Annotated in this window: 14 protein-coding genes; 10 read left to right on the forward strand and 4 right to left on the reverse strand. The window is 59.6% G+C overall.

The window, feature by feature from the left end:
• The first annotated feature begins 8 nt into the window (after positions 1–8).
• The 9 genes from dxs to ACR0L9_RS17515 all read left to right on the forward strand — a co-directional run bounded on the left by dxs (position 9) and on the right by ACR0L9_RS17515 (position 8,557).
• Positions 9–1,937, forward strand: coding sequence for a 1-deoxy-D-xylulose-5-phosphate synthase (gene dxs, locus ACR0L9_RS17475; protein ID WP_480896283.1), 1,929 nt, complete (start codon positions 9–11; stop codon positions 1,935–1,937).
• 140 nt (positions 1,938–2,077) lie between these two features.
• On the forward strand, positions 2,078–2,587 hold the full coding sequence (gene napF, locus ACR0L9_RS17480) for a ferredoxin-type protein NapF (protein WP_480896284.1): 510 nt from the start codon (positions 2,078–2,080) through the stop codon (positions 2,585–2,587).
• The gene (locus tag ACR0L9_RS17485) at positions 2,584–2,856 is read left to right on the forward strand and encodes a chaperone NapD (RefSeq protein WP_170425561.1); all 273 of its coding nucleotides are present in this window, start codon (positions 2,584–2,586) and stop codon (positions 2,854–2,856) included. Before napF ends, ACR0L9_RS17485 begins: the two co-directional genes overlap by 4 nt.
• A gap of 17 nt (positions 2,857–2,873) precedes the next feature.
• Positions 2,874–5,366, forward strand: a complete 2,493-nt coding sequence (gene napA / locus ACR0L9_RS17490; protein ID WP_170625402.1) for a nitrate reductase catalytic subunit NapA — start codon at positions 2,874–2,876, stop codon at positions 5,364–5,366.
• Positions 5,367–5,393: 27 nt separating this feature from the next.
• A complete protein-coding gene (gene napG / locus ACR0L9_RS17495) occupies positions 5,394–6,212 on the forward strand; it encodes a ferredoxin-type protein NapG (RefSeq protein WP_170664133.1) in 819 nt (272 codons plus the stop codon).
• The gene (gene napH / locus ACR0L9_RS17500) at positions 6,209–7,120 is read left to right on the forward strand and encodes a quinol dehydrogenase ferredoxin subunit NapH (RefSeq protein WP_480896285.1); all 912 of its coding nucleotides are present in this window, start codon (positions 6,209–6,211) and stop codon (positions 7,118–7,120) included. The genes napG and napH overlap by 4 nt, the downstream gene beginning before the upstream one ends.
• A gap of 12 nt (positions 7,121–7,132) precedes the next feature.
• Positions 7,133–7,567 (forward strand): nitrate reductase cytochrome c-type subunit, encoded by a 435-nt coding sequence (locus tag ACR0L9_RS17505; RefSeq protein ID WP_170398181.1) that lies wholly within the window; start codon positions 7,133–7,135, stop codon positions 7,565–7,567.
• 26 nt (positions 7,568–7,593) lie between these two features.
• Positions 7,594–8,286 (forward strand): NapC/NirT family cytochrome c, encoded by a 693-nt coding sequence (locus tag ACR0L9_RS17510; protein ID WP_170471354.1) that lies wholly within the window; start codon positions 7,594–7,596, stop codon positions 8,284–8,286.
• Between the two features lie 13 nt (positions 8,287–8,299).
• Positions 8,300–8,557: a hypothetical protein gene (locus tag ACR0L9_RS17515; RefSeq protein WP_170566660.1), complete on the forward strand. Its 258-nt coding sequence runs from the start codon at positions 8,300–8,302 to the stop codon at positions 8,555–8,557.
• Positions 8,558–8,584: 27 nt separating this feature from the next.
• Here ACR0L9_RS17515 and ACR0L9_RS17520 read toward each other — a convergent pair whose 3' ends face one another.
• Positions 8,585–9,286, reverse strand: a complete 702-nt coding sequence (locus ACR0L9_RS17520; protein ID WP_480896286.1) for a Crp/Fnr family transcriptional regulator — start codon at positions 9,284–9,286, stop codon at positions 8,585–8,587.
• A gap of 185 nt (positions 9,287–9,471) precedes the next feature.
• Between ACR0L9_RS17520 and hemA the strand changes: the two genes are divergently transcribed.
• A complete protein-coding gene (gene hemA / locus ACR0L9_RS17525) occupies positions 9,472–10,695 on the forward strand; it encodes a 5-aminolevulinate synthase (protein ID WP_480896287.1) in 1,224 nt (407 codons plus the stop codon).
• A gap of 59 nt (positions 10,696–10,754) precedes the next feature.
• On the opposite strand, the gene ACR0L9_RS17530 is transcribed toward hemA, so the two are convergent.
• The 3 genes from ACR0L9_RS17530 to ACR0L9_RS17540 are packed head-to-tail and all read right to left on the reverse strand — an operon-like array spanning position 10,755 to position 13,515.
• Positions 10,755–11,042, reverse strand: coding sequence for a cytochrome C oxidase subunit IV family protein (locus ACR0L9_RS17530; RefSeq protein ID WP_480439537.1), 288 nt, complete (start codon positions 11,040–11,042; stop codon positions 10,755–10,757).
• A gap of 5 nt (positions 11,043–11,047) precedes the next feature.
• The gene (locus tag ACR0L9_RS17535; RefSeq protein ID WP_170613128.1) at positions 11,048–11,596 is read right to left on the reverse strand and encodes a cytochrome c oxidase subunit 3; all 549 of its coding nucleotides are present in this window, start codon (positions 11,594–11,596) and stop codon (positions 11,048–11,050) included.
• On the reverse strand, positions 11,593–13,515 hold the full coding sequence (locus ACR0L9_RS17540) for a nitric oxide reductase activation protein NorD (protein ID WP_480896288.1): 1,923 nt from the start codon (positions 13,513–13,515) through the stop codon (positions 11,593–11,595). The genes ACR0L9_RS17535 and ACR0L9_RS17540 overlap by 4 nt, the downstream gene beginning before the upstream one ends.

The raw sequence follows: 13,515 nt of genomic DNA on the forward strand, positions 1-13,515 counted from the left end.
AACGCCAAATGTCTGACCGCCCGAATACGCCCTTGTTGGACCTTGTGAGCCGCCCAGCGGATCTGAAGCAGTTTTCAGATGCGCAGTTGCATCAGGTCGCACATGAGTTGCGGGCCGAGACGATTTCAGCAGTTTCGGTGACCGGAGGGCATCTGGGCGCGGGTCTGGGTGTCGTCGAGCTGACCACGGCGCTGCACGCGGTATTCGACACGCCACGAGACAAGATCATCTGGGACGTAGGTCACCAGTGTTATCCGCACAAGATTCTGACAGAACGCCGGGACCGAATTCGCACCCTTCGCACAAAAGACGGCCTGAGCGGATTCACCAAGCGCAGTGAAAGCGCCTATGATCCTTTCGGCGCTGCACACTCCAGTACCTCGATCAGTGCCGCGTTAGGCTTTGCTGTCGCGCGTGATCTGGGCGGCGTTACGCCTGAAGGGCTGGGCGATGCGATCGCTGTGATCGGCGATGGCTCTATGTCCGCCGGCATGGCCTTTGAGGCGATGAACAACGCAGGCCACCTGAAGAAACGCTTGATCGTAATTCTCAATGACAATGAGATGAGCATTGCACCGCCGGTGGGTGCCCTATCGAACTATCTATCGCGCATCTATGCCGAAGAACCGTTTCACGATCTGAAAGCTGCTGCCAAAGGTGCGGTGTCGTTGCTGCCGGAACCCTTCCGCGAAGGGGCAAAGCGCGCCAAGGATATGCTGAAGGGCATGGCCATGGGCGGGACGCTATTTGAAGAGCTCGGCTTTTCCTATCTTGGCCCGATCGACGGGCATGATCTGGACCAGTTGCTGCCGGTTCTGCGTGCGGTCAAGGCGAAGGCAAGCGGACCGATCCTGATCCATGTGTTGACCAAGAAAGGCAAGGGGTATGCCCCCGCCGAACAGGCCCGCGACAAGGGTCACGCGACCGCCAAGTTCGATGTGGTGACGGGCGAGCAGAAAAAGGCGCCTTCGAACGCGCCTTCCTATACCTCGGTCTTTGGCAAGACACTGGTCGATGAAGCAGCGCGGGATGACAAGATCGTCGCGGTTACAGCCGCGATGCCGGACGGTACCGGGCTGAACCTGTTTGCCGAGCGCTATCCGTCGCGCTGTTTCGACGTTGCGATTGCCGAACAGCATGGCGTGACCTTCTCGGCTGCGCTGGCCGCCGGGGGCATGAAACCATTCTGTGCGATGTATTCGACCTTCCTGCAGCGTGGCTATGATCAGGTTGTACATGATGTGGCGATCCAACGCCTACCGGTGCGATTTGCCATCGACCGTGCGGGTCTGGTTGGGGCAGACGGTGCGACCCATGCGGGGTCGTTTGATATTGCTTACATGGCCAACCTTCCGGGTATGGTTGTCATGGCGGCTGCAGATGAGGCCGAATTGATGCACATGGTCGCCACTGCGGTGGCACATGACGATGGCCCGATCGCTTTCCGGTATCCTCGCGGCGAAGGAGCGGGCGTTGATCTGCCCGAGCGCGGAGAAGTATTGGAGATCGGCAAGGGCCGGTTGATCCAGAAAGGCGCCCGGGTGGCGCTGCTGACTTTCGGTACGCGGCTGGCCGAGGTGCAGAAAGCAGCAGAGGCGCTATCGGCGCGCGGGATCAAGCCCACCATCGCCGATGCACGCTTTGCCAAACCGCTGGATCGGGAACTGATCCTTGATCTGGCTGCCAATCACGAGGCACTGATCACCATCGAGGAAGGGGCCATCGGCGGCTTTGGCAGCCATGTTGCGCAATTGCTTGCGGATGAGGGCATGTTTGACGAAGGGTTGAAGTATCGCTCGATGGTGCTGCCGGATATCTTCATCGATCAGGCGAGCCCGGCGGATATGTACGCCGTCGCAGGAATGAACGCAGAACAGATCGAGGCAAAGGTTCTCTCGGTTCTTGGCGTTGCTACAATCGGTGAGAAACGCGCCTGATATTCGGGTGTTGCCGCCCCTGGATGCTGAAAAAATAAGCAGTTCAAAAATGATCTAGGTCAATTCCTTACACGCTGTGCTACGCTAACACCCGAGTCAGGCAGGCCAACCCCTGTCGATCACTCAAAGGTCGCGAGCGAATGAACAAGCTAGCCAGCCGACGCGCATTCCTGAAAGGGAAAGTGCTGCGCGAGGATACATCAGCCATCCACCCACCGGGTGCGGTGAACGAGTTTCTTGAGCTTTGCACCCAATGCGACGAATGCCGCGAGGCCTGCCCTGAAGATATCATCCGTTTCGACGCGCAAGGCTGGCCTGTTGTGCAATTGGACGCAGGCCCCTGCACTTTTTGCGGTGATTGCGCCAACGCTTGCCCGACCGGGGCGCTGAATCCTGAACACGTGGCTGATTGGCCTTGGCGCGCTGCGGTGTCGGCCTCTTGCCTGTCGATGAATGGTGTCAGCTGTCGGGTTTGTCAGGATGTGTGCGACCAAAACGCGATCCGCTTTCGGCTGCAAACCGGTGGTCGTGCTGAACCCCAACTCGACACCGATATTTGTACCGGCTGTGGCGCTTGTGCCAGCGCCTGTCCTGCCGGTTCTGTCAGCTTCGAACGCCACACCCCGCCCGCTCAGGAGGTAGCCTTATGAATATCTGTGGATGCCTCGTCCATGTAACACCCGAAACCACGCAGAGTGCACAGGCCGCGATTGCAGGTACAAACGGGGCAGAAGTTCACGCGGCATCCGAGGATGGCCGCATTGTTGTTGTGGTCGAGGATACGCCGGAAAAAATGGCGTCTGAGACGATCATGGATCTGCATCAGATCCCGGGTGTGATCTCTCTGACCCTGACCTACCACCATTTCGAAGACCTCGCGGAGACCCGTCCGCACCTTAACGCTTCTCGCCAGATCTAAAGCCGGAGACCCATGTCATGACCATCTCTGAATCCCGCCGGACCTTTTTGAAATCAACCGCCGCCGCTGCGACAGCATCAGCCGCAGGACTTCCCCTTGCGACCGGACAAGCCAGCGCTCAGGTCGGCAACCCTGATATCCGTTGGGACAAAGCCGCCTGCCGGTTCTGCGGCACCGGATGCTCGGTTCTGGTTGGCACCAAAGACGGGCGCGTGGTCGCCACGCAAGGCGACCCGGATGCGCCGGTGAACCGCGGTCTGAACTGTATCAAGGGCTATTTCCTGTCCAAGATTATGTACGGCAAAGACCGCCTGACCACGCCGATGCTGCGCAAAACCAACGGCGAATATGACAAGAATGGTGAGTTCGAACCCGTCAGCTGGGACGAAGCCTTCGACGTCATGGCTGCCAAGTGGAAAGAGGCCCTTGCCAAGAAAGGCCCGACCAGTGTCGGCATGTTCGGTTCGGGCCAGTGGACCGTTTGGGAAGGCTACGCCGCTGCCAAACTGATGAAGGCTGGTTTCCGGTCCAACAACATCGACCCGAACGCGCGCCACTGTATGGCCTCGGCGGTTGTCGGCTTCATGCGCACCTTCGGCATTGATGAACCAATGGGCTGCTATGACGATTTCGAGCACGCAGACACATTCGTGCTCTGGGGCTCGAACATGGCCGAGATGCACCCGATTCTGTGGTCACGCCTGACCGACACACGTCTGACCAAACCGGGATCCGAAGTGCATGTACTGTCGACCTATGAACACCGCTCGTTCGAGTTGGCCGACAATGGAATGGTCTTTGCGCCGCAGACCGATCTGGCGATCCTGAACTATATCGCCAACTACATTATCCAGAACGGCGCGGTGAACGAAGAGTTCGTCAACAAACACGTCAACATCACCAAGACCGCCACCGATATTGGCTATGGACTGCGCGATAACAACCCGCTGCAGGAAGAGGCAGAGAATCCAAACTCTGGCAAGATGGAGCCGATCAGCTTCGAAGAATATGCCGAAGCGGTATCGGAATACACGCTGGAATACACATCGGAACTCTCCGGTGTTCCTGCCGCTCAGCTTGAGCGTCTGGCCCAGCAATATGCCGACCCCAACCGCAAAGTGATGAGTCTGTGGACCATGGGCTTCAACCAGCACACTCGCGGATCGTGGGTGAACTCGCTGATGTACAATGTGCACCTGCTGGTGGGTAAGATTTCCGAACCCGGAAACTCGCCCTTCTCGCTCACCGGTCAACCTTCGGCCTGTGGTACGGCACGTGAGGTCGGAACCTTCGCTCACCGTCTGCCAGCTGATATGGTTGTTGCAAACGACAAACACCGCGAGATTTGCGAGACCGCGTGGAAAATTCCTGCGGGCACCATCCCACCCAAACCCGGGTTCCACGCCGTTTTGCAGCACCGCAAGCTGAAGGACGGCGATCTGAATGCCTATTGGGTGCAGTGCACCAACAACATGCAGGCCGCGCCCAATATCAACGAAGAAGGCTATCCCGGCTATCGCAACCCGGAGAACTTCATTGCCGTCTCCGATCCTTATCCTACTGTAACAGCCCTGTCGGCTGACCTGATCCTGCCTACCGCCATGTGGGTCGAGAAGGAAGGCGCCTATGGCAACGCCGAGCGTCGCACCCAATTCTGGCGGCAACAGGTCAAAGCTCCGGGCGAAGCGAAATCCGATCTGTGGCAGTTGATGGAGTTCTCCAAACGCTTCACCGTTGAAGAGGTTTGGGGTGAGGAACTGCTGGCCACCATGCCAGAACATCGTGGTAAGACCATGTATGACGTGCTGTTCGCCAATGGCACGATCGACAAGTTCCCGCTGTCAGAGACCGCAGAAGGATTCGACAACGACGAGTCCGAGCACTTTGGCTACTACGTGCAAAAGGGCCTGTTCGAGGAATATGCCGAGTTTGGGCGCGGCCACGCGCACGATCTGGCCCCATTCGAAACCTACCACCAGGCGCGTGGCCTGCGCTGGCCAGTCGTGGATGGCAAGGAAACACTGTACCGCTTCCGAGAAGGCTATGATCCGTATGTGCCTGAAGGCGAAGACGTGAAATTCTATGGCCATAAGGACGGCAAGGCAAAGATCATCTTCGCGCCATACGAACCCGCCCCCGAGGTACCGGATGAGGAATTCAACCTGTGGCTCTGCACAGGGCGTGTGCTGGAACATTGGCATTCAGGTTCGATGACCCGCCGCGTGCCCGAACTGCACCGCTCCTATCCCGCCGCCGTTGTCTACATGCACCCGGACGATGCGCGCGACCGCGGTCTGCGCCGCGGGCAGGAGATCGTTCTTTCCACCCGCCGCGGCGAAGTTAACAGCCGGGTCGAAACCCGAGGCCGGAACAAAGTGCCGCGTGGCCTGGTGTTCATGCCATGGTTCGACGAAGGCCAGTTGACAAACAAGCTGACTTTGGACGCGACCTGCCCGCTCTCGAAAGAGACCGACTTCAAGAAATGCGCCTGTAAGGTCGAGCGCGCGTAAAAGGCTGGCAAGGCAAAGGTCGTCCCCATGTCTCGTGTTGGCACACCCCTTTCGCCGCAGCGGCGCCGGTTCCTGCAGGACTCGGCGCGCGCAGCGGGTGGTTGCGTAGCAGCCGGGTCCTTGCTGGCCTGGCTGGCGCGGGACGCACGGGCGTTGCCGGCCGAGGCGTTGCGCCCCCCCGGTGCCTTGCCGGAAAAAGACTTTCTGTCAGCCTGCATCCGCTGTGGTCTGTGCGTGCGAGAGTGTCCCTATGACACGCTGAAACTGGCCGAGCTGGGTGTCGATGCGGTGGCCACCGGCACGCCGTATTTCACCGCCCGTGATATCCCTTGCGAAATGTGTGACGACATCCCCTGTGTCGCTGCCTGCCCGACCGGGGCGCTGGACCCCGGCCTGGACAATATCGACGACGCCAAGATGGGTGTCGCCGTTCTGGTCGATCAGGAAAACTGCCTGAACTTGTTCGGCCTGCGCTGCGATGTCTGTTACCGCGTCTGCCCTGTCATCGACGAGGCCATTACGCTGGAGACCGAACACAACGCCCGCTCGGGCAGTCATGCAATCTTCATTCCAACCGTTCACGCCGATCATTGCACCGGCTGCGGCGTTTGCGAGAAAAGCTGCGTTCTGCCCGAAGCGGCGATCAAGGTGCTGCCCGCCCGATTGGCTCGGGGCAGCAGCGCCGATCACTACCGCAAGGGCTGGGAAGAGAAAGAAGCCAAAGGCGCGCCCGTCGTCGAAGGTATCATCGATTTGCCTGATCGCCTGCCGGGACCGGGCACCGATAACCTTGTCGCACCGGGCGGGTTTGAGCCCAGCTTCAAATTGCCGGAGGTCACTCAATGACCGTCCGCACAAACATGCCGCTGGGGCATGAAGCTATCGCCGCCAAAGGTTGGCTGAGTGCCCATAAATACCTGCTGCTGCGCCGCGCCAGCCAAGTGTTCTTCCTGGTACTGTTCCTGTTGGGCCCGTGGTTCGGCCTCTGGATCGTGCAGGGCACTCTGGCCGGGTCGCTGACCCTAGGCGTACTGCCCCTGACCGATCCGTTTGTCTTTCTGCAAAGTCTGATCGCAGGGCACTGGCCCGAGCTGACTGCCGCCATAGGTGCCGTCATCGTTCTGGCGACCTACGCGTTGGTCGGAGGCCGCGTCTATTGCTCGTGGGTCTGCCCGATCAACCCTGTAACCGACGGCGCGCACTGGCTGCACCGCAAGCTGGGCCTGCAAAAAGGCTGGCAGCCCAAACGCGGAACGCGGCTGTGGATCATGGCCACCGTGCTGGTCGTGTCCGGCCTGACCGGCGCAATTGCATGGGAACTGGTCAACCCGATCACCATGCTGCATCGCGGACTGATCTTTGGCATGGGCTTCGTCTGGACGATGGTCGCCGCGATCTTCCTGTTTGACTTGCTTGTCTCGCGCCATGGATGGTGCGGCCATGTCTGCCCCGTGGGCGCATTCTACGGACTGGTGGGCAGCAAGGCGATGCTGCGGGTCAGCGCCGCCAATCGCAACGCCTGTGACGATTGCATGGACTGCTACGCGGTTTGCCCGGAAAACCATGTGATCTCTTCGGCGCTGAAAGGCAAAGACACCCCGCTGATCCTGTCGCCCGACTGTACCAATTGCGGTCGCTGCATCGATGTCTGCGCTGAAGACGTTTTCAAATTCACCCATCGGTTCGACGCCCTGACCGTCGCGCCACCGGAATCAACCGCCGCGCCCCAGCCGCGCGCCTCAAGACCTTTTTGAAGGAGTGAGAAGATGAAAAAGCCGATCCTAGTGGGCCTTGCCCTGATCCCGCCGCTGCTCCTCGGTGGCCTGGCCCTCGCGCAGTCTGCCGGAGTTAACAGCCTACGCGGTGCCGAAGTCGATGAACCCGCCGTCCTGGATCAGGTGCATCGGACAGTCGAAGGCCGTATGCAGCGTAATTATCGCCAGCAGCCGCCGCTGATCCCACATTCGATCGAACAGTACCAGATCGACCTGCGCACCAATCAGTGCCTCTCCTGCCATGACTGGACCAAGGCTGGTGAACGCAACGCTCCGACGTTGTCGATGACTCACTATCTGGACCGCGAAGGGCGAGAGTTGGATCAGATCGCCGGCACACGGTATTTCTGCAATCAGTGCCACGTACCACAGGCCGATGCGCTGCCTCTGGTCGATAACACTTTTGAACCTTCCTCCGGAAACTGAACACAGGTCGAAAAGGAGAGCGCGACATGTCCGACTCCCAAGAAAAACAAGGACTCATCCGGCGCCTCTGGACCTGGTTCTGGAGCCCGATCGCCGTCCTCAGCGTTGGCTTCACCCTGCTTGCCGGATTTCTGGCAGGCATCCTGTTCTGGGGTGGGTTCCACTGGACGCTGGAACTGACGAATACAGAAGAGTTCTGCACCTCCTGTCACACGATGGAGGTCAATCTCGGCGAATACCGGGAAACGATCCACTACAACAACCATTCGGGCGTGCGGGCGATCTGTTCGGATTGCCACGTCCCGGACGAGTGGAACCATAAGATCAAAGCCAAGATCATGGCCGTGAAGGATGTCTACCACGAACTGGCAGGCACGATCAGCACGCCCGAGAAGTATGAGGATCATCGTCTCGCTATGGCGACGGCCGTTTGGAAGAAGATGAAAGCATCCGACAGCCGGGAATGCCGTAACTGTCACAACTTCGACTATATGGACTTCACGATTCAGGAAACCCGGGCCGCCAATGAACACCAGCGCGCGATCGATAACGGCATGACCTGTATCGACTGCCATCAGGGTATCGCGCACAGCCTCCCACCCAACTATCTGGAAACGTATGAAAAGATTGCGAAAGAGATAGACGGCGAGGTTCTGCAGGAACACGCAGCCGCTTCAGGGGACGACATCCGCGCGTTCCTGAACAAAAGCTCGGATTAAGGTGGGGACAGAGATGTTAGAGTTACTTGGAACCATCGGCGGTAACGTATTGGGCCTGCCCGGCATTCTTGGTCTGGCACTGGGCATGATGACACGCCAATTATGGCTGGGAGCCCTTTTGGGCGGTCTGGTTGGTCTGATCGCACCGCTGCTTTTTGCAGGGTGGCAGTTTTCCCATGTCGGGACCATGGCGCTGGTCATCGCCATCATCGTCGGTGTCTGTGCCGGTAGCCTTGGCACCGCCATTCGCCGCAAGGGCGCGACGGTCTGAACAGGTCAACCCGGCGGCAGTGCCGGGTTACCGCCCCCAGTTTTCCGCCGGATCGCTTTCGGCATAATCCCGCAATTTGCCGATATCCGAAATCTCGGCGTGGTTGCGGTTTATCTTTACCCCGACCGCCTTGAGCCGCGAAAACGCCCGGCTCAGGCTTTCGGGCTTCATCCCTAGACGACCCGCGATCAGCATCTTGTCATAAGGCAGCGATACTTCGCACTCACCCGCATCAGTGTCACAGAGGTTCAGCAAAAACTCGGCGACCCGCTGCGCACCGGTCTGCGCCTTGAGCTGTTCCAGCTGCGCCACCAGCGAGTGCAGATGCGTAAAGGTCGCGGCCAGAATTGAAATCCCGATCTCCGGATTTTCCTTCATCAACGAGATAAGGATCGGGCTGGGGATGTGCATCACTTCGCAGGCCGATACGGCCTCAGCTGAAACGGGGTAAGGCACGTTACGCAGCGCCACGGCCTCGCCAAAACTGTCACCACGTTTGAAGACGCTCACGACGGCTTCGGCCCCGGTGGGGGTCATGCGGAACAGCTTGACCCAACCCTCAAGCACGACGTGGATGGCCTGCGCTTTTTCCTCCTGCAGGAATATCGTCTCACCACGGTCATACTGACGCCAGATCGCGTGGCTCAGCAGTGTTTCCACATGCTGTTCCGGTAAACTGCGCAGCAGCAGCGACTGACGTGCGATCGTTTTTTGTGCTTCGTGAGACAAGAGAATACCCCTGTTATTTCCTGCCGGCGCATGGGCGCGGTCGGTCCATCCCTGTTCCACGCTATGCCAGAGCCGGCAGTTGTGCACCATAGTTTTATGTTGTCTAAACTTGACTATTGTCATGTTGCGGCTTGGTTCGCTGCCCTATTCTCGGCTCAAAGCCAGTATTCCGGGGAGCACGTAACATGGACTACGAGCGTTATTTCAGTCAAAGCCTCAGTGACCTTCGGGATGAAGGGAACTATCGTGTTTTCATAGACTTGCAACGTCGCTGTGGTTCTTTCCCGAACGCGCGTCAGACGGATGGATCTGTCCAGCGAAATGTGCGGATCTGGTGTTCCAATGACTATCTCGGCATGGGTCAGCACCCATCTGTTATCGATGCAATGCATGACGCATTGGATCGCTGCGGCGCGGGGGCCGGGGGCACGCGAAACATATCAGGCACCACTCACGACCACGTGCTGCTTGAGGCCGAACTGGCCGATCTGCATGGAAAGGAAGCCGCGCTTCTGTTTACTTCCGGGTATGTTTCGAATTGGGCAGCCCTTGGCACTCTCGCCGCGAAAATCCCCGGCCTGATCGTATTCTCTGATGCACTGAACCATGCCTCGATGATCGAAGGCATCCGCCACTCGCGGGCGCAGAAGGTGATCTGGAAACACAACGATTTGGATGACCTTGAAGCCAAACTGGCCGCAGCTGAGCCCGATGCGCCGAAGATGATCGCGTTCGAGTCGGTCTATTCGATGGATGGTGACATCGCCCCCATCAAAGAGATTTGCGATCTCGCCGACAAATACGGCGCGATGACCTATCTGGATGAGGTTCATGCCGTTGGCCTCTATGGGCCACGCGGCGGTGGTATCGCTGAACGAGAAGGCCTTATGGATCGCCTGACGGTGATCGAAGGCACGCTTGGTAAAGCGTTCGGTGTGGTGGGCGGGTATATTGCTGCCTCGGCTGCGCTGTGCGATTTCGTGCGCAGCTTCGCCAGCGGGTTTATTTTTACCACCGCCCTGCCGCCGTCGATTGCCGCCGGGGCCGCGGCCTCGATCCGGCATTTGAAACAATCGAATGCTGAACGCGACCTGCAGAAAGCCCGTGTAGCGAAGGTTCGGGCCCGTTTGGATGCGGAAGGTATTCCTCATATTCCTAACCCCAGCCACATCATCCCGGTGATGGTTGGCGATCCGGTGAAGTGCAAGTTTATCTCGGACACGCTGCTGGAAGAGTTCGGCATCTACATTCAGCCGATCAATTATCCCACCGTACCAAAAGGGACCGAGCGTCTGCGGATCACGCCGTCTCCGGTACATACGGATGAGGATATCGAGCATCTGGTTGGCGCGCTGTCCACCCTCTGGCAACGCTGTCAGATTGCGCGCATGCCGATGGCAGCCCAGTAACCAAGAAGCGCCCCCTAGCGTAATACTTCGCCGTCTCCCCGGAGGCGGCGTTTTTTGAGTCAGATCAGGTAGAGGGCGAAGACAATGATGGCAAAGCCCGTCAGCACCATGGTGAAACCTCGCAGCCAGGCCGGGCTGTTTACGAGATCAAGATAACAAGCCAGGATAACGCGACATTTCGCCAGTGCGAGGACCAGAATACACCCCGCCAGAACGGCTGGCGGGATGGGCAGCACAGTCAGCAGTGCTGATGCGACGCTGAGCACCAAAAGGGTCAGCCATGCACGTGTGAGCGAATTATGGAGCGCTCTTCGCCAGTATTTGGGAAAAGATGGTGCTGCAGGCATCGGGATTATCCCAGCAGGTAGATCACGGGGAAAAGCATGATCCAGACCAGATCGACCATGTGCCAGAACTGCGCACCTGCCTCAATGTTGCGTCGATCGTCACGCCAGGCGACCAACAGCAGGATACCGACCCCTGCCAACACATGTGCGGCGTGAAACCCGGTCAGCAGATAATAGAACAGGAAAAATGGGTGGGTCTCATAGGTGATCCCCTGTGCAGCTTTGCCCGCGTATTCCGCACCTTTGATGATCAGGAACACGACACCCAGCACGGCGGCAGTGACCAAGGCCATTCGAGCCACGCCCCGGCGCGCGATTTTTCGCCACTGCAGCGCCTGCGCCGCCAGATAGCCCGAGGTGACCAGCACCACCGTGTTGAGCGCCGCCCCTGTCCGGTAAAGGTGCGATTGAGCCTCGGCAAATCCTGTCGGGTCGGTCAGGCGCACGCCCATAAAGGCAATCAGGCCCGCGCCGAAAACCAGCAATTCCGAGATGATCAGAACCCACATCAGCAGCTCGCCCGGAAGCTCATCGATCAAAGAGGCGTTGCTCATGCTCCAACCAGTTGGCGGTAGATCTGAGGCAGGGCCATGATCAGCCGGTGCGGGTCGGGGATGACGGCGAAGCCGCCTTGACCGAACATGCGCGGGAACCAGCTTTTGCCGGTTTTGTCGATGGTAACGCCAAAGACCGATTGCCCTGCCCTACGCGCCTCGCGCACGGCCATGCAGGTGTCTTCGATACCGTGGCGACCCTCGTAATGGTCCAGGTCGTTGGGTTTGCCGTCAGTGATGATCAACAGCAACCGGCGTTTGCGCGTCTGACCGGCCAGATCGGCCGAGCAATGGCGGATCGCGGCACCGAGGCGGGTATAGTGGCCGGGGCGCAGCGAGGCGATGCGTTGTTCGACCAAGCCGCCCATCGGCTCATCGAAGCGTTTGCAGCGCTGCAAGTAAACCCGCTGGCGTTTCAGCGAGCTGAAGGCCTGGATGGCGAAATCGTCGCCGCAGGCGTTCAGACCCCAGGCCAGTGCCGCCAGCGCCTCGCGTTCGATATCGATCACGGCACGGCCTGTCACCGCGCTTTCGGTCGAGCGGCTGACATCCAGCAGGATCGATACTGCCAGATCGCGCGCCTCGGGGCGGGATTGCATCCAGATGCGTTCGGTGCCTTCGCCATTGGCGCAGCGGTCGACCTGCGCCCGGACGGCGGCCTCGATATCCAGCTGATCGCCATCCAGATGGCCGCGTGTCATCACACGGCCCGGGCGCAGCGCCTCGAACTGGCGTTTGACGGCGCGGATGCGGCGGGCGGTGGCGGGGTCTTTGCCAAACTCAGCAGCGTCTTCGCGAATCTCGGCATCCGAGGTCAGCACATTGACGTGATCCGGCAGGTACTGGCCGGTGCGCACATCCCATTCGGGATAGAGAACCCGGCCCGACAGGCGTTCGCGGTTCACATCCTCGGGTGCGAGATCCAGATGCAGTTTCAGCCGCGTCGGCGGCGCCTTTGAGATCTGGCCCAGCCCGATTTCGTCCTGATCATCGGCAGCTTTCTTGGCGTTGTCGGGATCGTCATCATCGATGCGCCGGTTGATGTTCAGAAACTCGGCCCAGCTGAGGATCGCCTCGAACTTGTGCAGGATGAAACTGTCGCTGCGGTTGGCCTGATCCGATTTGCGGCGGCGGGCGCGGTGGGTTTTCTCGCCCGTTTCCTCGGGCGGGCCTTCGGTTTCGGGGTTTTCAACCTCGTTATGTTCCGAGAACCCCACGGCGCGCAGATCGGGCCACAGGGCGACGGGGCGAAAATGCTGATAGCCGCGCGGGGCGGTCAGGTCATCCGCAAGCGATCGCAGTTGCCTGGCCTGGCTCGACAATGGTGTCGGATCGCCCAGCATTTGGCGGACCAGTTCCTCGACAGCGGCCTCGACAGACGGCAGGGCCGGGATGTCGCGCTGATACAGCAGACCTTTGCACAGTTCGGTGTACAGAGGGCGCAGCCCGGGGGCATTGTCCAGCGTGGCGGCAACCATCTGCTGCGCGGCGTTCAGCGCACGCAGATCGGCGCGCAACGGGTCGTCTTCGTCGATACGAGTTCCGGCATGTGCAGCGGCGGCGGCCAGCCAGACATAAAGCGCACCGTTGGCTTCACGCGCGGGAAACACCGCCAGCCGATCCGGCAAACGCAGAACTTCGCCATCGAACGACGCACGCGGCATCATCTCGGCCTCGGTTGCCAGACGACGACGCCACCCCAGACGGTGGCGCGAAATCTCGGGCGAGACCGGGCGCAATTCTACGCCCGGACTACCCCCAAGTCCTCGAAAGAGGACTGCCAGCCGCCCTGCGACCTCTGAGAGGTCGACCGCGGCTCCATCATGCACTTCAGGTGCATCAAGGCGACTGGCAAGGGTGTGCCACAGTTTCCCGATCGTTTCTTCGGGTTCCCATGGCTCAAAATCGATCCTGACCAT

This window comes from Ruegeria sp. I3 (genome assembly GCF_056532525.1).